The organism is Streptomyces crystallinus (genome assembly GCF_039521265.1).
GTDB classification, from domain to species: domain Bacteria; phylum Actinomycetota; class Actinomycetes; order Streptomycetales; family Streptomycetaceae; genus Streptomyces; species Streptomyces crystallinus.
The window spans coordinates 239265-259665 of the sequence record NZ_BAAACA010000001.1 but is presented as its reverse complement, the minus strand read 5'-3'; the positions used below and the strand labels follow the sequence as shown (position 1 = coordinate 259665).

13 protein-coding genes are annotated in these 20401 nt (G+C 68.2%); 6 read left to right on the top strand and 7 right to left on the bottom strand.

Features of this window, described 5'->3' with window-relative positions:
* Positions 1–76 precede the first annotated feature (76 nt).
* From ABD236_RS01060 to ngcE, 3 genes are read right to left on the bottom strand one after another with little or no spacing between them, the layout of a single operon-like run.
* Complete coding sequence (locus ABD236_RS01060) at positions 77–991, bottom strand: carbohydrate ABC transporter permease (protein ID WP_344068613.1); 915 nt, start codon at positions 989–991, stop codon at positions 77–79.
* Entirely contained in the window at positions 988–1914 is a 927-nt protein-coding gene (locus tag ABD236_RS01055) for a carbohydrate ABC transporter permease (protein WP_344068610.1), read from the bottom strand. The genes ABD236_RS01060 and ABD236_RS01055 overlap by 4 nt, the downstream gene beginning before the upstream one ends.
* A gap of 58 nt (positions 1915–1972) precedes the next feature.
* Entirely contained in the window at positions 1973–3424 is a 1452-nt protein-coding gene (gene ngcE, locus ABD236_RS01050) for an N-acetylglucosamine/diacetylchitobiose ABC transporter substrate-binding protein (RefSeq protein WP_344068607.1), read from the bottom strand.
* A 529-nt stretch (positions 3425–3953) separates the two neighbouring features.
* Here ngcE and ABD236_RS01045 point away from each other — a divergent pair.
* The 5 genes from ABD236_RS01045 to ABD236_RS01025 all read left to right on the top strand — a co-directional run bounded on the left by ABD236_RS01045 (position 3954) and on the right by ABD236_RS01025 (position 12457).
* Positions 3954–7805, top strand: coding sequence for a GH92 family glycosyl hydrolase (locus ABD236_RS01045; protein WP_344068604.1), 3852 nt, complete (start codon positions 3954–3956; stop codon positions 7803–7805).
* Between the two features lie 161 nt (positions 7806–7966).
* Positions 7967–8944: an FG-GAP repeat domain-containing protein gene (locus ABD236_RS01040; protein ID WP_344068601.1), complete on the top strand. Its 978-nt coding sequence runs from the start codon at positions 7967–7969 to the stop codon at positions 8942–8944.
* 246 nt (positions 8945–9190) lie between these two features.
* Positions 9191–10153, top strand: a complete 963-nt coding sequence (locus tag ABD236_RS01035; RefSeq protein WP_344068598.1) for an FG-GAP repeat domain-containing protein — start codon at positions 9191–9193, stop codon at positions 10151–10153.
* 248 nt (positions 10154–10401) lie between these two features.
* Positions 10402–11331 carry an FG-GAP repeat domain-containing protein gene (locus tag ABD236_RS01030; RefSeq protein WP_344068595.1) on the top strand — a complete coding sequence of 310 codons (930 nt, stop codon included), beginning with the start codon at positions 10402–10404 and terminating at the stop codon, positions 11329–11331.
* A gap of 208 nt (positions 11332–11539) precedes the next feature.
* Entirely contained in the window at positions 11540–12457 is a 918-nt protein-coding gene (locus ABD236_RS01025; RefSeq protein WP_344068593.1) for an FG-GAP-like repeat-containing protein, read from the top strand.
* A 125-nt stretch (positions 12458–12582) separates the two neighbouring features.
* On the opposite strand, the gene ABD236_RS34970 is transcribed toward ABD236_RS01025, so the two are convergent.
* From ABD236_RS34970 to ABD236_RS01015, 3 genes are all read right to left on the bottom strand, one after another.
* Positions 12583–12900 carry an FG-GAP repeat domain-containing protein gene (locus ABD236_RS34970; protein ID WP_425543794.1) on the bottom strand — a complete coding sequence of 106 codons (318 nt, stop codon included), beginning with the start codon at positions 12898–12900 and terminating at the stop codon, positions 12583–12585.
* A gap of 484 nt (positions 12901–13384) precedes the next feature.
* Positions 13385–16099, bottom strand: coding sequence for an aconitate hydratase AcnA (gene acnA / locus ABD236_RS01020; RefSeq protein ID WP_344068590.1), 2715 nt, complete (start codon positions 16097–16099; stop codon positions 13385–13387).
* Between the two features lie 319 nt (positions 16100–16418).
* Positions 16419–16814, bottom strand: a complete 396-nt coding sequence (locus ABD236_RS01015; protein ID WP_344068587.1) for a hypothetical protein — start codon at positions 16812–16814, stop codon at positions 16419–16421.
* Positions 16815–17063: 249 nt separating this feature from the next.
* Here ABD236_RS01015 and ABD236_RS01010 point away from each other — a divergent pair, with 249 nt between their 5' ends.
* Positions 17064–18590, top strand: a complete 1527-nt coding sequence (locus tag ABD236_RS01010; RefSeq protein WP_344068584.1) for a helix-turn-helix domain-containing protein — start codon at positions 17064–17066, stop codon at positions 18588–18590.
* Between the two features lie 52 nt (positions 18591–18642).
* Here the strand turns inward: ABD236_RS01010 and ABD236_RS01005 are convergent, their stop codons facing one another.
* On the bottom strand, positions 18643–20190 hold the full coding sequence (locus tag ABD236_RS01005) for an MFS transporter (RefSeq protein WP_344068581.1): 1548 nt from the start codon (positions 20188–20190) through the stop codon (positions 18643–18645).
* Positions 20191–20401: the final 211 nt, after the last annotated feature.

Genomic DNA, 20401 nt, shown 5'->3' with positions numbered 1-20401 from the left:
GGACATAGCACGGGACCGCCCGTCGGCGTGTCGCCGACGGGCGGTCCCGTGGTGGATACGGAGCGTGACGTACCCGCTATTTCAGCGCTCCCGCGGTCAGGCCCGCGACGACCTGGCGCTGGAAGACGATGTACGCGGCGAGCACCGGCAGCATCGCCATCACCAGCCCCGCCATCAGACCGGACCAGTCGCCCTTGTACCCCTGGCTGGTCGCGAGCTCGACCAGGCCCTGGGAGAGCACCCGCTTGTCCGGGTCCGTGTTGAGGACCGTCGGCAGCATGTACTGGTTCCACTGCCCCAGGAAGTTGAAGATGCCCACGCTGATCAGACCCGGACGGGCCATCGGCAGCATCACCTGGAAGAAGGTACGGGTGTGGGAGGCGCCGTCGATCATCGCCGCCTCGGCGACCGAGGTGGGCAGCGTCCGGAAGAACGAGGTGAGGAAGAAGACCGTGAACGGCAGCGAGTAGGCGATGTACACCAGGATCAGGCCGTGGGTGGTGTTCAGCAGGCTCAGGTTGTTCATCACATAGAACAGCGGCACCAGCGCCAGCATGATCGGGAAGCTCATCCCGCCGATGAACAGGTAGTAGATGAACCGGTTCCCCGGGAACTCGAAGCGCGCCAGCACATACGCGGCCATCGAGCCCAGCAGCAGCGTGCCGATGAGCGAGCCGCCCACCACCAGGATGGTGTTGACGAAGTAGTCGCTCATATGGGCCTGGGTCCAGGCCCGCGACCAGTTGTCGAAGTGCAGCTTGTCCGGGAGCGCCCAGGGGGTCGACAGGATCGAGTTGTCGTCCTTGAAGGACGCCATGACCGCCCAGAGCAGCGGGATGACGACCATGAACGCCCACAGGATGAGCACGCCGTGGGAGAAGACGTTGAGGACGACGCCCTCGCCCTTCTTCTCCTTCTCGGCGGGCGCCGCCTGCTTGGCCACGGGCGGGCGCTCCTCGGCGAGGTCGGCGGTCGAGGTGTCAGTGGTCATGAGAACTCCAGCCGCTCGCGCCGGCCCAGTCGCATCACGACCGCCGCGAACAGCAGCGTGACGACGAGCAGCGCGACACCGATCGTGGTCGCGTATCCGGCCTGACCGTCGCGGAACGCCGACTGATAGACGTAGAGCGGCAGGACCGTGGTCGAGTAGTCGGGGCCGCCCGGGCCCACCGTCATGATCTGCACGGAGGCGAAGGCCTCGGCGCCGAGGGCGAGGATGCCCATATAGACCCAGCCGGACTGCACGGTGTCCCAGAGCAGCGGCAGGGTGATCCGGAAGAACGTGGTGAAGCGGCTGGCGCCGTCGAGCAGCGCCGCCTCGTAGAAGTCCTTGGGGATCGACGCCATTCCGGCCGAGAACAGCACGACGAAGAATCCGACCGTGGACCAGACGAGCACGGCCATCACGCAGTACAGCGCCAGATCCGGGTCGCCCAGCCAGTTCGGCTGGACGCTGCCCAGGCCGACCCCCTTGAGCGCGGAGTTGATGACGCCGTTGTTGGGGTTGTACGCGAACTGGAACAGCAGGGCGACGATGGCGATCGAGAGCACCTGAGGAAAGAAGTAGGCGATTTTGTAGAAGCCGGAGCCGCGCACTCCGGTGATGGCGGCGCCCTTTCGGCGCCGCCCGCCGACATTGAGCATGAAGGCGAAGAAGAGCGCGAGACCCAGCGTCACCAGCGGCAGCAGCAGGACGAAGAGCAGACTGTGCTGCAACGACTTCCAGAAGATGTCGTCGTCGAACATCCGCTTGTAGTTGTCGAAGCCGACCATCTTGAAGTCCGGGCTCAGACCGGTCCAGTCCGTGAACGAGTAGTAGATGGACTGGATGAACGGCCAGATGACGAAGAGTGAGTACAACGCCAGTGGGAGTACCAGAAATCCCACGATGAACCGGTACTTGCCGTGTTGCATGGTTACCGACCCCGATCTTCTAGCGGGTGCCGCCGCTGGTGACGCCTGACCACTGCCGCTACTTCTTGTGCTTGTAGTGCTTGATGTTCTGGTCCTGGGCGGCCTTGTCGGCGTACCCCTGGATCTTCTTGATGGTCTCGGCCGGGGTGGCGCGGCCCGCCATCATCTCACCGAGACCGGCGACACCGATCTGCTCCTTCTGGAGCTTCACATACCAGTCCTGAAGGCGCGGGTTGACGACATTCGTGCCGGCCTTCTTCAGCGCGTCGACACCGGACTGCAGGGCGGTCGACAGGGCCAGGCCGTCGGTGCCGCCGTTGAAGGCGGAGAGCGACTTCACCTGGGTGGTGAAGTTCTTCGAGGAGGCCTCGCTGAGCATGATGCGCAGCTGCTCCATACCGCCGACCGGGTTCTTCGCCTTGGCCGGGACGATGAAGGGCTCGCCGCCGGACGCCCAGATGGTGCCGAACGGCATCTTGTCGTTGCCGTCCAGGCTGGAGGGCGCGCCCACCATCATCTTGAAGGCCTTGGGCGTGGTGGGAGCGGCCTCGTTCTCCACCCAGGAGCCGTTCGGGATGAACAGCGCCTGCCCCTTGGTCCAGGCGGTCTGCGACTGGATGTGGGTCATGCCCGGGGTGCCCTGGAGGATGTAGCCCTTCTTGAAGAGCTCGTAGTACGCCTCGAACGCGGCCTTGACGGCCGGGTGCTCCCAGGCCTTGGGCTCCAGGTTGTCGATGGCGTCCAGGACCTCGCGGCCGCCGATCTTGGCGATGAAGGGGTAGAGCGAGAACGGCAGGTAGTACGGGTACTTGCCCGGGTAGGTCCAGCCCGCGATGCCCTGCTTCTTGGCCTTCTCGCACAGGGCGAGCATCTCGTCCCAGGTCTCCGGGTACTTCGCGTCGAGCTTGTCGAGCGCGGTCTGCGAGTACCAGACGCCGTAGACGGTGTACGCGTAGTAGAAGATCCAGCACTGCTCGCCGTCGAACTGGCCCATCTCGACGATGCCGGGCCGCAGTGTGTCGCGGACCTTCTTGCTGGGATCGTCGATGGAGGGCGCGTCCAGGAGCGGCGTCAGATCGGTGAGCTGGCTCTTTCCGACCAGAACGCCCATGTCCATCTGCTCGGCGCCGGAGTTGTCGATCAGGTCCGGCGGGGTGCCGCCGTTGAACTTCGGCTGGAGCTCCGACTGGATCTTCTGGGTCTTGTGGAAACTGATCTTCGCCTTCGGGAACGCCTTCTGGTAGACGGCATTGGCGTCGGTGGCGTACTTCGTACCGAAACCGCCGTCGAAGATCACGACGTCGAGAGGGGCCGACTCATTCACCGCGAGCGGGTTCTTGTCGGACTTGGTGCCCTTGTCGACCTTCTTGTCGCCGCCGCTGTCACCGCTCGCGCAGGCGGACAGGAAGCCCATCGCCGGAACGGTGATCAGACCGAGCGCCGCGGACCGCTTGATCAGATCGCGGCGGCCCAGGCCCTCATTGCTCTCGTGGGCGGAGGTGGATCCCATGCTCAAGTCCTCGCCTTCTCCAGGACTCAGGCGGTGTACCGGTCGCCCGTACCGAATCGCCTGCAGGCGAAGGGCCCCGCCACCGCGGTCAGTTGTGCTGAAGCTTGGGTAGTGCAGGGTACGCAGCGGATACGTCGGACATTGCGGAGGATGACGTGCCGTTGCTTCCCCGACGTCCCCCGTCCCCCGAGCCCGCCGGTTTCCCGGCGGAGCGGACGCCGACAGGTATAGTCCACTTTCCGTCAACTGAGCAAGATCGAAAGCACGGTTGGACGGCATCCTTTCCCGAGTTGAGACCTCCTGGATATCTGATGGCGGAGCGCGGTGGGCCGGACCCCCGCGACCCTCTCACGGCGTCCCGAAACGCCCGCGCCATTCGCCCCCAACACCCTTGACACCACCAGCGACTTGCCTTCCTACTGGATCCTGCATTTTCTCTCTGACAACGTTGTCCAGATCGTATGACCGGCGCACACCCGGACACCCCGGGCGCCGCTATGTCATGCGCCCGCCAATGGAAAGGCCCCGTATGCTGCCCAGATCCCGGCTCCGACAAGGGCCCGCGGCCGCCCTCGCGGCGGCCTCCTTCCTGCTCATGGTGACGGCCCAGTGGGCCGCCTCGGCCCCGCCGGCCTCGGCCGAACCCGCCCCGGGCGGCCAGGAGTTCCGTACCTCCTTCGAGACCGGTCAGCCGCAGCCCGACTGGCGCGACACCGTGGACACCGGCCCCGACGGCGCCAAGCGCGCGTCCGGCGTCGACGGCGGCTTCACCAGCGGCATACCGGGCGGTGTCACCGACCGGGTGACGGCCGTACGGGCGAGCGCCGAGAACGACGGCTCGGGCGAGGTGAAGGAGAACCTCGTCGACGGCCAGCCGAGCACCAAGTGGCTGGCCTTCCAGCCGACGGCCTGGCTGGAGTTCGACCTGGACAGCCCGGTCAAGGTGGTCACCTACGCCCTGACCTCGGCGAATGACGCCGCTCCCCGCGACCCCAGCGACTGGACGCTGAAGGGCTCGGCGGACGGCAGCACCTGGACGACGCTGGACAGCCGCGCGGACCAGACGTTCGCCTCGCGCTTCCAGACGAAGACGTACGACTTCGCGGGCACCACCGCGTACGCGCACTACCGGCTGGAGATCACCCGCAACGGCGGAGCCGACATCACCCAGCTGGCCGATGTGCAGTTCTCGAACGGGGACACCAGCACCCCCGTACCGCCGGACATGCGGACGCTGGCGGACCGCGGGCCCGGCGGCTCCCCCACCGCCAAGGCCAACGCCGGATTCACCGGAAAGAGGGCCCTGCGTTACGCCGGTACGCACAAGGCGGACGGCCGGGCCTACTCGTACAACAAGATCTTCGACGTGGACACCCGGATCGGCCGGGACACCGTGCTCGACTACAAGATCTTCCCGTCGATGCCGGAGACCGACCTCGGCTACCCCGCCACCCAGGTGTCGGTGGACCTCGCCTTCACCGACGGCAGCTATCTGAGTGACCTCAAGGCCCTCGACTCGCACGGCGGACTGCTCACCCCGCAGGGCCAGGGCGCGGCGAAGACGCTCTACGTCAACCAGTGGAACCAGGTGTCCTCGCGCATCGGCGCGGTGGCCGCGGGCAAAACGGTCGACAGGATCCTGGTGGCGTACGACTCGCCCAAGGGCCCGGCGAAGTTCCAGGGCTGGATCGACGACCTGGCGATCGCCCCGAAGAAACCGGAGAAGCGCCTGGCGCACCTCTCCGACTACGCGCTGACCACCCGGGGCACCAACTCCAGCGGCTCCTTCTCGCGCGGCAACACCTTCCCGGCGACGGCCGTCCCCAACGGGTTCAACTTCTGGACCCCGGTGACCAACGCGGGCTCGCAGGACTGGCTCTACGACTACGCGCGGCGCAACAACGCGGACAACCTGCCCACCCTCCAGGCGTTCTCGGCGAGCCATGAGCCGAGCCCGTGGATGGGCGATCGCCAGACGTTCCAGCTGATGCCGTCGGCGGCGGCCGGGACCCCGGACGCCTCGCGCGGCGCCCGCGCGCTGGCCTTCCGGCACGAGAACGAGACGGCGAGGCCGTACTACTACGGCGTCACCTTCGAGAACGGCCTCAGGGCCGAGATGGCGCCCACCGACCACGCGGCGGCCATGCGGTTCACCTATCCCGGTGACGGCGCGAGCGTGGTCCTGGACAACGTCAACAACAACGGCGGCCTCACCCTGGACCCGTCGACGTCTTCCTTCACCGGCTACTCCGACGTGAAGAGCGGCCTCTCCGAGGGCGCCACCCGGCTGTTCGTGTACGGCGTCTTCGACGTGCCGGCCACGGCGGGCGGCAAGCTGCCCGGGGGCGGCGGCGCGGACGTCACCGGCTATCTGCGCCTCAAGCCCGGCAAGGACCGCACGGTCACCCTGCGCCTGGCCACCTCGCTGATCGGCGTGGACCAGGCGAAGGCGAACCTCGCCGCGGAGATCCCGGCGGGCACCTCCTTCGAGCGGGTCAGGGACCGGGCCCAGCGCGCCTGGGACCGGATCCTGGGCCGGGTCGAGGTCGAGGGAGCCGGCCACGACCAGCTGACCACGCTCTACTCCTCGCTCTACCGGCTCTATCTGTACCCGAACTCCGGCTCCGAGAAGGCCGGTTCCAAGGACGTCTACGCCAGCCCCTTCTCCCCCGGCACCGGCCAGGACACCCCCACCCGTACCGGCGCGAAGATCGTCGACGGGAAGGTGTACGTCAACAACGGCTTCTGGGACACCTACCGGACGACCTGGCCCGCGTACTCGCTGCTCACCCCGGGGCGGGCGGGCGAGATGGTCGACGGCTTCGTCCAGCAGTACAAGGACGGCGGCTGGATCTCCCGGTGGTCCTCGCCCGGCTACGCGGACCTGATGACCGGGACCAGCTCGGACGTGGCGTTCGCCGACGCGTATGTGAAGGGCGTGCGGTTCGACGGCGAGGCCGCGTACGAGGCCGCGCTGAAGAACGCGACGGTCGCCCCGCCGGCCGCGGGAGTGGGCCGCAAGGGCATGGACGCCGCGCCCTTCCTCGGCTACACCCCCACCTCCACGCACGAGGGCCTGTCGTGGTCGCTGGAGGGCTACCTCAACGACTACGGCCTGGCGAAGATGGGCGAGGCGCTCTACAAGAAGACGCACAAGGCGCGCTACCAGGAGGAGTCCGCGTACTTCCTGGGCCGCGCCCAGAACTATGTGAAGCTCTTCGACCCTCGGGCGGCGAGCGCCGGAGCGGGCGCGCCGGGATTCTTCCAGGGCAGGGACGCCAAGGGCGGGTGGCGGGTGCCGAGCGGCGGCTACGACCCGCGGGTGTGGGGGTACGACTACACCGAGACCAACGGCTGGGGCTACGCGTTCACCGCCCCGCAGGACTCGCGGGGCCTGGCCAACCTCTACGGCGGGCGCCCGGGCCTGGCGAAGAAGCTCGACGCCTACTTCGCGACCCCGGAGACGGCCTCGCCCGACTTCGCCGGTTCGTACGGCAGCGTCATCCACGAGATGACCGAGGCGCGTGACGTCCGGATGGGCATGTACGGCCACTCCAACCAGGTCGCCCACCATGTGACCTATATGTACGACGCGGCCGGGCAGCCCTGGAAGACGCAGGAGAAGGTCCGCGAGGTCATGAACCGCCTCTACACCGGCAGCGAGATCGGCCAGGGCTACCACGGCGACGAGGACAACGGCGAGCAGTCGGCCTGGTACCTGTTCTCCGCGCTCGGGTTCTATCCGCTGGTCATGGGCAGCGGCGAGTACGCCGTCGGCTCGCCCCTGTTCACCAAGGCGACCGTGCACCTGGAGAACGGCCGCGACCTCGTGGTCAAGGCGCCGAAGAACAGCGCCCGCAACCTCTACGTCCAGTCGCTGAAGGTGAACGGCAAGGCCTGGAAGTCCACCGCGCTGCCGCACTCCCTGCTGGCCCGGGGCGGCACGCTGGACTTCGCGATGGGGCCGCGTCCCTCGGCCTGGGGCACGGGCGAGCAGGCGGCGCCGGTGTCGATCACACGGGACGGCAAGGTGCCGACGCCGCCCTCCGACGCGATCGCGGGCGGCGGCCCGCTGTTCGACGACACCTCGGCGACGGCGGGCACCTTCGACTCGGTCGAGCTGCCGGTGGCGTCGGCCACGCGCGCGGTGCGGTACACCCTCACCTCAGCCGACCGCGCGAAGGCGCCCAAGGGCTGGGTCCTCCAAGGCTCTTCGGACGGGACGAAGTGGGTCGATCTGGACAGGCGTTCCGGTGAGTCGTTCGTCTGGGACAAGCAGACCCGGGTGTTCTCCGTGGGCCGGCCCGGCTCGTACGGGCACTACCGGCTGGTGCCGACGGGCGGAGCGGCGACGCTGGCGGAGATCGAGCTGCTGCGCTGACGTCCCCATCGGGCGGGCGACCGTATCGAGTTGGCCGCTTTTACCTCAAGCCGATTGACATGTAAAGGAGTCATGGCAGGATTCCTGTGAAACCCGTGGCGCGTCTCGTCTGCTGAGGCGCGCCACGTCGCATCTGAGCCTCATGGATCATGGAGAACTACGTGGCCAAGACTCTGGCCAAGGATTCCGGTGCTGCCGGGACTTCCGCCTCCTCCGCCTCCGGCCTGCGCGGCCGGATAGCCGCGCGGCTCGGCGCCGCCGTGGCCGCCGCCGCCCTGGTGGGCACCGGCGCGACCGCGGTCGCCGCGGCCAACCCGCCGAAGCCGTTCACCCACGCCTCGCCGGCGCCCTCCGCGCCGTCGCTCACGCGCTCCGGCGCGATGACGTCCGCGCCCAGCCCCGAGGCCCCCCAGTTCGACCTGTTCGCCGCGGACCGCGCCAACACCCTCTACGGCTACATCCGCGACGGCGGCGGCGCCCTGAGCCCGCGCGCCAAGATCGACACCGGCTGGGACGCCATCAAGTGGACGACCCAGGTCGACCACGACGCCGACGGGTACGCCGACGGCTGGTGGGAGTGGGACAAGAACGGCACGATGTACTACGCCGCGGACGACGCCACGACGCCGTGGACCGTCGGCGGCGGCTGGAACACCTACAACCTGGTGCTCGCCCCCGGCAACCTGGGCGGCGCGGAGGCCGGCGACCTGCTGGCCCGCGACGGCAGCGGCAACCTGTACGTGTACCTGGGCTACGGCACCGGCAAGGTCGCGGCCCGCTACAAGGTCGGCGGCGGCTGGAACGCGTACAACCAGATCGCCGGCAACGGCGACCTGACCGGTGACGGCAAGGCCGACATCGTCGCCCGCGACGCCTCGGGCACGCTGTGGCTCTACAAGGGCACCGGCAACTACAAGGCGCCGTTCGAGGGCCGCACCCGGATCGGGGGCGGCTGGAACACGTACAACGCGCTGTTCTCGATGGGCGACCTCGACCTCGACGGCAGGACCGACCTGATCGCGCGCGGCAACGACGGCTCGCTGTGGCGCTACTCGGGCACGGGCAACGCGGCGGCGCCGTTCGCGGGGCGCAAGAACATCGGGACGAGCGGCTGGAACACGTACCGCCTGTTCTTCTGATCTCGCTTGCTTGAGATCCGCTGTGCGCGAGGGCCGCACTCCCAGAAGGGGGTGCGGCCCTTCGCCTTGCCCGGCCTTCGGCGGCGGCCGCCGCTCCGCACTCAACTCCGCACTCAAACGGGTTGACAGGTAAAGGAGTTGTGTAAGGATCTCGATGATCGCGTGACGTGTCCCGGACGCACGGTTCGCAGGTTCACAGGCGTGCCCGGCGCCGCGTCATGGTTCATCGACTCTATGGAGAGATACGTGGCCAAGACTTCTGGCCGTACGCGTGGGCGCAAAGCCGCCGCCCGTCTCGCTGCCGCGGCGGTCGCCGCCGCCCTCGTCGGCACCGGCGCCACCGCCTTCGCCGCCGACCACCCGACCCCGTCCGCGAAGTCCTCGGTGAAGGCCGCCGCCGCCAAGGCCGCCGCGCACGCCACCGCCAAGGGCGCCAAGCACGGCGTCACCAAGGAGGGCGACCCCAACGGCGCCTACCCCGTCTTCCCGCTGATCGGCGTGGACCGCTCCGGCAACAGCTACGCCTATCTGCCGGACTTCGAGGGCGGCTTCTCGCCCAAGATGCAGATCGACGAGGGCCAGGGCGGCCTCAAGAACGGCGCCCAGGTCGACAACGACGCCGACGGCGTCGCGGACGGCATCTGGAAGTGGGACACCAAGGGCACCATGACGTACGAGCCGTACGTCGAGCTGGAGACCACCACCGTCGGTGGCGGCTGGAACATCTACAACACCCTGCTCTCCCCGGGCAACCTGGGCGGCGCGGGCGCCGGCGACCTGCTGGGCCGCGACTCCTCGGGCACGCTGTGGCTGTACCTCGGGTACGGCAACGGCAAGACGACCGCGCGCTACAAGGTCGGCGGCGGCTGGGGCCAGTACACGGCGCTGGCCGGCAACGGCGACCTCACGGGTGACGGCAAGGCCGACATCGTGGCGCGCGGCGGCGACGGCACCCTGTGGCTCTACAAGGGCACCGGCAACTACAAGGCGCCCTTCGAGGCGCGCACCAAGATAGGCGGCGGCTGGAACACGTACAACGCCATCGTCTCCTCGGGCGACGTGGACCTGGACGGCACCACCGACCTCCTGGGCCGTGACGCGGCGGGCGCGCTGTACCTGTACAAGGGCACGGGCAACGCGGCGGCGCCGTACAAGCAGCGGGTGAAGATCGGCAACGGCGGCTGGAACACGTACCGCCTGCTGTTCTGATACCCGGCGCGTCCCTGACGCCTCGCCAATAACCGGAGGGTCGTATTCCGCTGAGGGGAATACGACCCTTTCGGGCGTTTTCGGGATACGCCGGATGAACGGCGGGCGGAAAACAGCTGTTGACTTGATCCCCTTTGTCGCTGGGCGGGTTGACAGGTAAAGGAGTCGTGAAACGATTCCGCTGAACTCGTGACGCGGCTCGACACCCGAGTCGCACCACGTCTCAATCACGACCAATGGAGACATACGTGGCCAAGATCTCTGGCCGTAAGCGTGGACGGATAGCTTCCCGTCTCGCTGCCGCGGCGGTTACCGCCGCCCTCGTCGGCACCGGCGCCTCCGCCTTCGCCGCCGACAACCCCTCGGCGAAGCCGTTCAAGGCTCCGGCGGCCAAGCCGGCGAAGGGCGCGCTGACCGGCGCCCAGGCGTCGAACCCGGGCGACGCGCCGGTCTACGGCCTCAACGCCATCGACAAGGCCGGCGACGTGTACTACTACGCGCCGGACGGCAACGGCGGCCTCGAGAGCCGACTGAAGTACGACTCGGGCTGGAGCGGCATCAAGTGGGTCGGCGAGGTCGACCACAACGCCGACAACCTGATGGACGGCGTCTGGGAAGCCGACTACAACGGCAACCTCTCGTACGCGGCCGGTGACGGCAGCGCCCCGTGGAAGGTCGGCGGGGGCTGGAACACCTACAACACCCTGCTCTCCCCGGGCAACCTGGGCGGCGCGGGCGCCGGCGACCTGCTGGGCCGCGACGGTTCGGGCAACCTGTACCTCTACCTGGGCTACGGCGACGGCAAGATGACGTCCCGCTACCTGGTGGGCGGCGGCTGGGGCCAGTACACGGCGCTCGCGGGCAACGGCGACCTGACCGGTGACGGCAAGGCCGACATCGTGGCGCGCGGCGGCGACGGCACCCTGTGGCTCTACAAGGGCACCGGCAACTACAAGGCGCCCTTCGAGGGCCGCACGAAGATCGGTGGTGGGTGGAACACCTACAACACGATCTTCGCCGCGGGCGACATCGACCTGGACGGCAAGGCCGACCTCATCGGCCGCGACGGCTCGGGCGCGCTGTACCTGTACAAGGGCACGGGCAACGCGGCGGCGCCGTTCGCGGGCCGCGTGCAGATCGGCACGAGCGGCTGGAACACGTACCGGCTGTTCTTCTGATCGACCATCGGGTCCCGACCCGAACGAAGGGCCGTACCGCTTCGGCGGTGCGGCCCTTTGCCGTACCTGGCGCACCCTCAACCGGACGTGACGATTCCCGCACAAATCTGTTTGGAAGATGTGAGAAACCCGTGAAACGATCTCGTTGATCGTATGGCGAATCCCCTGGTGGGGCCCGCCATGTCTCAACAACTCCATGGAGAAATACGTGGCCAACACCTCTGGCCGTAAGGGGCGCATAGCCTCCCGTCTCGCCGCTGCGGCGATCACCGCGGCGCTCATCGCGACCGGCGCGTCGGCCGTTGCGGCGGACAACCCCGGCAAGTCGGCCGACTCCGCCGCAACGACGAAGGCTCCCGCCTCGCTGCGCTCCGGCGCGGTCTCGGCGGCGCCCTCCCAGTTCAGCCTCTACGGCATCTCGAGCAACGGCACCCAGTACGGCTACGGCCCGGACGGGAACGGCGGCCTCGGCAACCGGCAGGAGCTCGGCCATGGCTTCGCCACGGACCGCGATGTCGTGCAGGTCGACAGTGACGGCAACGGCGGCGATGCGACCGGCGTCTGGTTCCGCGGCGCGGACGGCTACCTGGGCTACATGAAGTGGAAGCAGTCGCCCGAACTTGTGGGTGGCGGCTGGAACACCTACAACCGCATCTGGTCGGTGGGCAACCTCGGCGGCGCGGCCGCAGGCGACCTGCTCGCCCGCGACGGCAGCGGCAACCTGTACATCTACCTCAACTACGGCAACGGCCAGCTGACCTCCCGCTACAAGGTCGGCGGCGGCTGGGGCCAGTACACCCAGATCGCCGGCAACGGCGACCTGACCGGCGACGGCAAGCCCGACATCGTCGCCCGCGACGGCGGCGGCACCCTCTGGCTCTACAAGGGCACCGGCAACTACAAGGCGCCGTTCGAGGGCCGCACCAAGATCGGTGGCGGCTGGAACGCGTACAACTCCCTCGTGTCCATCGGCGACATGGACTACGACGGCAAGACCGACCTCATCGCGCGCGGCAACGACGGCACCCTGTGGCGCTACTCCGGCAACGGCAATGCCCGGGACCCCTTCGAGTCCCGCGTGAGGATCGGCAACGGCGGCTGGAACACCTACCGCATCCTGTTCTGATCTTCGGGACTTCTTCAGTCCTGAAAGCATGAGATTGGGCCGTGCTCCCGTGGGGAGCACGGCCCAATCCATTTTCCTGTCGCCCGTTGAGGGGTCAGGAGACCTGCGGCCACATGGACACGCCGTCAGCAAATGCCGACTTGCCGTTCCCCTTGTAAAGCCTCAGCGCCTGCGAACCGGTCCACAGCCCCACCAGGTCGGACCTGCCGTCGCCGTTCACATCGCCGCTGAGAAGGGCGTTCGCATTGAGCCACGACCTGTCGCTCCAGAGAGAGCCCGTCGTCGAGCAGTCCCTGAGCGTTCCCGTGATAGCCCCTCAGTGCCCCATCACCAACGATGGCGGCCACGTCGTCGCGACCGTCGCCGTTGAAGTCTCCGGTGGCAATCTGCTTCACGGGCTCCCAAGTTTCCCAGAGCCGAGGAAGTGGGATTAACGGAACCATGAAAACAGAGACGGAGTCACATGGATGAGCTATTCCGGTCCGACCGTTACTACAAGGTCTGGCAGTACACCGTGAGCCATCGTCGACTTCTCCTGCGAAGCAGTCGCGACAACCCGCCGTCAACACGCATTGACGTGCACTTTGGCGGCGTCACGCTGATGTCACTTCAGCCGTATTACGACGGATTGACAATTCGCCGGGGGACGGCCAGCGAAAGTACGGAAATAGCGTCCCGGCATGGCATCGAGGTAAACCCTCGGCAGCTACACGTATTGGGGGAAGGCCTGACGAGTTATGTAGTATCGGGCCCCGTACAGTGGTATGAAGACGACGGTGGATTTGACTCACCCTCATGGTTTGGGCACATGAGAGGTACCCCCTAGCGCGGCACCTCAAATACTCTTCGCAACAGGAAGGGCCTCACTCCGAGATTTCGGGGTGAGGCCCTTCCTGCGATACATGATCGACCTGTCGACAGCGATCCCTAGCCGCGGATCAGGTTCCGCAGCACGTACTGCATGATCCCGCCGTTGCGGTAGTAGTCCGCCTCACCGGGCGTGTCGATGCGGACCACCGCGTCGAACTCCACGCCCGTGTCCGTGGTGACCTTCACCGTGCGCGGGGTCGTGCCGTCGTTCAGCTCGGTGACGCCCGTGATGGAGAAGGTCTCCTCGCCGGTCAGGCCCAGGGTCGCGGCCGTGGCGCCCTCGGGGAACTGGAGCGGGAGGACGCCCATGCCGATGAGGTTGGAGCGGTGGATGCGCTCGTAGGACTCGGCGACGACCGCCTTGACGCCGAGCAGCGCCGTGCCCTTGGCGGCCCAGTCGCGGGACGAGCCCGAGCCGTACTCCTTGCCCGCCAGGATGACCAGCGGGATGCCGGCGGCCTGGTAGTTCTGCGAGGCGTCGTAGATGAAGGAGACGGGGGCGTCCGCCTGGGTGAAGTCGCGGGTGAAGCCGCCCTCCGTGCCCGGCGCGATCTGGTTGCGCAGACGGATGTTGGCGAACGTGCCGCGGATCATGACCTCGTGGTTGCCTCGGCGCGAGCCGTAGCTGTTGAAGTCACGGCGCTGCACGCCGTGCTCCGTGAGGTACTTGCCGGCCGGGGTGTCGGCCTTGATCGCACCGGCCGGGGAGATGTGGTCGGTGGTGACCGAGTCGCCCAGCTTGGCCAGGACGCGGGCGCCCGTGATGTCGGTGACCGGGGTCGTCTCCATCTGCATGCCCTCGAAGTAAGGGGGCTTGCGGACGTAGGTCGACTCGGCGTCCCACTCGAAGGTGTTGCCGGTGGGGATCGGCAGCGACTGCCACTGCGCGTCACCCGCGAAGACGTCCTGGTAGGACTTGTTGAACATGTCCTCGCCGATGGCGTTGGCCACGACGTCGTTGACCTCGGCCTCGGTCGGCCAGATGTCCTTGAGGAAGACCGGGTTGCCGTCGGTGTCCGTACCGATGGCCTCGGTGGTGATGTCGACCTTCATCGAGCCGGCGATGGCGTACGCGACGACCAGCGGCGGGGACGCCAGGTAGTTCATCTTGACGTCGGGGTTGATGCGGCCCTCGAAGTTGCGGTTGCCCGAGAGCACCGAGGTGACGGCCAGGTCCGCCTCGTTGATCGCCTTCGAGATCTCCTCGTCGAGGGGGCCCGAGTTGCCGATGCAGGTGGTGCAGCCGTAGCCGACGAGGTTGAAGCCCATCTTGTCGAGGTAGGGCGTCAGACCGGCCTTGTCGAAGTAGTCCGTGACGACCTTCGAGCCCGGGGCGAGGGTGGTCTTGACCCACGGCTTGCGGGTCAGGCCCTTCTCCACGGCCTTCTTCGCGACGAGCGCCGCGGCGACCATGACGTACGGGTTCGACGTGTTGGTGCAGGAGGTGATGGCCGCGACCGTCACCGCGCCGTGGTCGATCTCGAAGGACGAGCCGTCGGCCAGCGTGACCAGGGTCGGCTTCGTCGGGACGCCGTTGGAGGACGCCGGGGCGTCGGACGCCGGGAAGGACTCCTTGCCGGCCTCCTCGTCGTCGGCGACGTAGTTGCGCACGTCCTGCGCGAACTGCTGCTTGGCGTTGGCCAGGACGATGCGGTCCTGCGGGCGCTTCGGGCCGGCGATGGAGGGGACGACCGTGGAGAGGTCGAGCTCCAGCTTCTCGGAGAAGTCCGGCTCGGCGGCCGGGTCGAGCCACAGGCCCTGCTCCTTGGCGTACGCCTCGACGAGCGCGACCTGCTGCTCGGAGCGGCCGGTGAGCTTGAGGTAGTTCAGGGTCTCGCCGTCGATCGGGAAGATCGCGGCGGTGGAGCCGAACTCCGGCGACATGTTGCCGATGGTGGCGCGGTTGGCCAGCGAGGTGGCGGCGACGCCCTCACCGTAGAACTCGACGAACTTGCCGACGACGCCGTGCTTGCGCAGCATCTCGGTGATCGTGAGGACCAGGTCGGTGGCGGTGGTGCCGGGGTTCAGCTCACCGGTCAGCTTGAAGCCGACGACGCGCGGGATGAGCATCGAGACCGGCTGGCCGAGCATCGCGGCCTCGGCCTCGATGCCGCCGACGCCCCAGCCCAGCACACCGAGGCCGTTGACCATGGTGGTGTGCGAGTCGGTGCCGACGAGGGTGTCGGGGTACGCCTGGCCGTTGCGCACCATGACCGTACGGGCGAGGTGCTCGATGTTGACCTGGTGGACGATGCCGGTGCCCGGCGGGACGACCTTGAAGTCGTCGAACGCGGTCTGGCCCCAGCGCAGGAACTGGTAGCGCTCCTTGTTGCGGCCGTACTCCAGCTCGACGTTCTGCGCGAAGGAGTCCTTCGTGCCGAACTTGTCGGCGATGACGGAGTGGTCGATGACCAGCTCGGCCGGGGAGAGCGGGTTGACCTTCGCCGGGTCGCCGCCGAGCTCCTTGACGGCCTCACGCATGGTGGCGAGGTCGACGACACAGGGCACGCCGGTGAAGTCCTGCATGATCACGCGGGCCGGCGTGAACTGGATCTCCTGGCTGGGCTGGGCCTGGGAGTCCCAGCCGCCGAGCGCCCGGATGTGGTCGGCGGTGATGTTCGCGCCGTCCTCGGTACGGAGCAGGTTCTCCAGCAGGACCTTCAGGCTGTAAGGGAGGCGCGCGGAGCCCTCGACCTTGTCCAGCCGGAAGATCTCGTACGACTCGTCGCCCACCTGCAGCGTGCTGCGGGCGTCGAAGCTGTTCGCCGACACGACAGTCTCCTTCATATATGTGCGCGTTCCACCGCATCCTGCCGTCACGCTGGATAGCCAATCCGCTAAGGTAAGGCTAAGTTAGGTCACCCTTACCGCCACTGTGACGATGCATGCGGCCGCGGTGCGCCTCGGCAGATATCTCGATGTCGAGATAACTCTAGTACATGGGCGGCCGCTGGTCATGCGCGGGCACGCGCTCCGGTATGCCCCGGGTACCCCGGGGAGGCCGGTGCGCACGGCGGAACGGGGCCGGTCACCGACACCGGCCGACCCGGAACACGGGCGGTCGCCCGCAGCGGCCGGCGGGCCCCGCCGGTCACGGCCAGTCGACCATCGCGACGAAGATCACGTAGGAGCAGATCACGCAGATCGGGGCGAGCACGGCGAACAGGACGCGCCGCGCCGCGAGGCGGTGCCGCCACGGCAGCACCCAGCTCGTCAGCAGCAGGCCCATGGCGAGGACGAGCCCCGCCTGGAAGACGTCGAAGGCGGTGTCGAAGCTCGGCGTGAAGCGCGCGTTCTGCTCCTGGTCGCAGTTGTCGCAGGCCATCGGTGAGAGCCCGGCGAAGAGCAGGGCCAGGAAGGCCAGCGGGAGGGTGAGGACCGTCGAGATCACCGGCGCGGTCCAGCGGCTGGGCAGGCGGTCGTCGAAGCGGGCGACGGAGGCCCGGAGGTTGTCTTCCTCGACACTGGCAAAGAGCTGCTTCGGCATGGCAACAGCCAAGCCCGTGGCTGCGCGCACGGCATGAGTGCGCGTACTCGGAATGAACGGCGTGCGACTGGGCACCCGCACCCGAGTGGCGGTGGACGCGAGCCTTCCGGTTGCCGGGCGGCAGCTGCCGCCGCAGCATCGGAACTGACGGTGTTTCACCCGGGTCGCACACACGGTCCTCACTCGAACCCCACCCGGACGGCGCACCCCAACAGGAATCTCATCTCATATGTGAGATAACCTGCCGCCATGTCAGACGACTACCTCGTACGCATCGGCAAGCTCATCCGTGACGCCCGGCAGCACCGGGGCTGGACACAGACGCAGCTGGCCGAGGCTCTGGGCACGAGCCAGAGCGCCGTGAACCGTATCGAGCGCGGGAACCAGAACATCAGCCTTGAGATGATCGCCCGCATCGGTGAAGCACTCGACAGCGAGATCGTCTCGCTCGGCTACGCCGGGCCCATGCATCTGCGGGTGGTCGGCCGGCGCCGGCTCTCCGGCTCCATCGACGTCAAGACGAGCAAGAACGCCTGTGTGGCGCTGCTCTGCGGCTCGCTCCTGAACAAGGGCCGTACGGTGCTGCGCCGGGTGGCCCGTATCGAGGAGGTCTTCCGGCTCCTGGAGGTCCTCAACTCCATCGGGGTGCGCACCCGCTGGATCAACGACGGCGTCGACCTGGAGATCGTGCCCCCGGCCGACCTCGACATGGACGGCATGGACGCGGAGGCCGCCCGCCGGACCCGTTCCATCATCATGTTCCTCGGCCCGCTGCTGCACCGCATGGACCACTTCCGGCTGCCGTACGCGGGCGGCTGCGACCTCGGTACGCGCACGATCGAGCCGCACATGATCGCCCTGCGCCGGTTCGGCCTGGACATCACGGCCACCGAGGGCATCTACCACGCCGAGGTGACCCGGACCGCCCCGGACCGCCCCATCGTGCTGACCGAGCGCGGCGACACGGTGACCGAGAACGCGCTGCTGGCCGCCGCCCGCCACGACGGCGTCACGGTCATCCGCAACGCCTCCTCCAACTACATGGTCCAGGACCTCTGCTTCTTCCTGGAGGCGCTCGGCGTACGGGTCGACGGCGTCGGCACCACCACCCTGACCGTGCACGGCGTGCCGAACATCGACGTGGACGTCGACTACTCGCCCTCCGAGGACCCGGTCGAGGCGATGAGCCTGGTCGCGGCCGCCGTGGTGACGGAGTCGGAGCTGACGATCCGTCGGGTGCCGATCGAGTTCCTGGAGATCGAGCTCGCGGTCCTGGAGGAGATGGGCCTGGACCACGACCGCTCGGCGGAGTACGCCGCCGACAACGGCCGCACCCGCCTGATCGACCTCACGGTCCGCCCCTCCAAGCTGGAGGCGCCGATCGACAAGATCCATCCGATGCCGTTCCCCGGGCTCAACATCGACAACGTGCCGTTCTTCGCGGCGATCGCGGCGGTGGCCCAGGGCCAGACCCTCATCCACGACTGGGTCTACGACAACCGCGCGATCTACCTCACGGACCTCAACCGCCTCGGCGGCCGCCTCCAGCTCCTCGACCCGCACCGGGTGCTCGTCGAGGGCCCGACCCGCTGGCGCGCGGCGGAGATGATGTGCCCGCCCGCACTGCGCCCGGCGGTGGTGGTCCTGCTGGCGATGATGGCGGCCGAGGGCACGTCGGTCCTGCGCAATGTGTACGTGATCAACCGCGGGTACGAGGATCTCGCGGAGCGGTTGAACTCGGTGGGGGCGCAGATCGAGATCTTCCGGGACATCTAGCCGCGAGTCGGCGCTGGTCCCCGGTCCCTGAGATCGTCCCCGCCGGGCGGCCTCAGGGACCGGGGGTCACTCCGCCCTGGAGGCGTTCCAGGTCCGAGGGGCGGACCTGGATGGCCAGCAGGGCGATCACCGCCGCCACGATCGCGAAGACCGCGGCCACGATGAAGGCGGTGGAGACCCCGGAGGCGAGCACCTGGTCGCTCCAGGGGCGCGGGAGCTTGCCGGTGCGCTGGAAGGTGACGCGCTCGGCGGGGCTCGCCTGGCGCAGGAACTTCGGGACCTGGTCGGTCGCCTCGTTGCGGCTGGCCGTGCCGAAGACTGTGACCAGGATGGACAGGCCGAGCGAGCCGCCCACCTGCTGGGTGGCGTTGAGCATGCCCGAGGCCGCGCCCGTCTCGTGGACGGGCACGCCCGAGACGGCCATCAGCGTCAGCGAGACGAAGTTGAGGCCCATGCCGAGGCTGAAGACGAGCATCGGGCCCAGGATGCTGCCCGCATAGGTGGAGTGGATGTCCGTGAGGGTGAGCCAGGACAGGCCGGCCGCCGCCAGCACCGAACCCGTCACCATGAAGGGCTTCGGCCCGTACTTCGGCAGCAGTTGCGAGGCGATGCCCGCGCCCACCGCGATGACCGCGCTGACCGGCAGGAAGGCGAGCCCGGCCTTGAGCGGGCTGAAGCCCAGCACGTCCTGCACGAACAGCGTGAGGAAGAAGAACATGCCGAAGATCGCGGCGGCCAGGCTCAGCATGATGCCGTAGGTGCCCGCCCGGTTGCGGTCGGCGAACATGTGCAGCGGGGTGATGGGCCGCTCCGAACGCCGCTCCACCAGGACGAACGCCACGAGCAGCAGCACGGCGGCGCCGAACGAGCCGAGGGTGTACGGGTCGCGCCAGCCCTGCTGGGCGGCCCGGATGAAGCCGTAGACCAGCGCGGTCATCCCGAGCGTCACGGTGAGCGCGCCGACGAGGTCGAAGTGGCCGGGGTGGCGCTCGGACTCCTTGATGTGGCGGGGCGTGGCGAGCACGATCAGCGCGGCGATCGGCACGTTGACGAAGAACACCCAGCGCCAGTCGAGCCATTCGACGAGCATGCCGCCCGCGAGCAGTCCGATCGCGCCGCCGCCCGCCGAGACCGCCGCGAACACACCGAACGCCCGGTTGCGCTCCGGGCCCTCGGTGAAGGTGGTGGTGATCAGGGCCAGCGCGGTCGGCGAGGCGATGGCGCCGCCGACGCCCTGGAGGGCGCGCGCGGCCAGCAACTCGCCGGAGTTCTGGGAGAGTCCGCCCAGCAGCGAGGCGACCGCGAAGAGCACCACGCCGAAGACGAAGACCCGGCGCCGGCCGAGGATGTCGCCGGCCCGGCCGCCGAGCAGCAGCAGCCCGCCGAAGGTGAGCGTGTAGGCGCTCACCACCCAGGCCAGGCTGGTCGTGGAGAAGTCCAGGGCGCTCTGGATGTGCGGCAGCGCGATGTTCACGATGGTGATGTCGAGCACCACCATCAACTGGCACGAGGCGATGACCAGGAGCGCGATTCCCTTGCCGCCGCCTCCGCTGTCGGGGGCGACGGTGTCGGTCGTGGGTGTCGGCTGCGAACTCGTCATGGCGGACCTTGCCCTCGCACGAGGGAGTGGACGGTCCCGTCCACTTTTCGACCGTAAACCCGGGCCGGGGCCGTCACCAGTCGATCAAGGGCCGGCCCGGTCGGGGCCGGGTGCGCCAAGGGCCGCCCCGGGCGCGGCCCTTCACCACCGCGAAGCCGTCACCGTACGCCGGTCACCGAGGAGTCGTACGCCGGTCACCAGGCAGGCGTCA

Excerpts from the sequence above, each read along its gene's own strand:
- ABD236_RS01015 (WP_344068587.1), bottom strand. The coding sequence starts at position 16,814 with ATGCCGAAGCAGCTCTTTGCCAGTGTCGAGGAAGACAACCTCCGGGCC.
- ABD236_RS01005 (WP_344068581.1), bottom strand. The coding sequence starts at position 20,190 with ATGACGAGTTCGCAGCCGACACCCACGACCGACACCGTCGCCCCCGAC.
- ABD236_RS34970 (WP_425543794.1), bottom strand. The coding sequence starts at position 12,900 with ATGGTTCCGTTAATCCCACTTCCTCGGCTCTGGGAAACTTGGGAGCCC.
- ABD236_RS01045 (WP_344068604.1), top strand. The coding sequence starts at position 3,954 with ATGCTGCCCAGATCCCGGCTCCGACAAGGGCCCGCGGCCGCCCTCGCG.
- ABD236_RS01055 (WP_344068610.1), bottom strand. The coding sequence starts at position 1,914 with ATGCAACACGGCAAGTACCGGTTCATCGTGGGATTTCTGGTACTCCCA.
- ngcE (WP_344068607.1), bottom strand. The coding sequence starts at position 3,424 with ATGGGATCCACCTCCGCCCACGAGAGCAATGAGGGCCTGGGCCGCCGC.
- ABD236_RS01010 (WP_344068584.1), top strand. The coding sequence starts at position 17,064 with ATGTCAGACGACTACCTCGTACGCATCGGCAAGCTCATCCGTGACGCC.
- ABD236_RS01060 (WP_344068613.1), bottom strand. The coding sequence starts at position 991 with ATGACCACTGACACCTCGACCGCCGACCTCGCCGAGGAGCGCCCGCCC.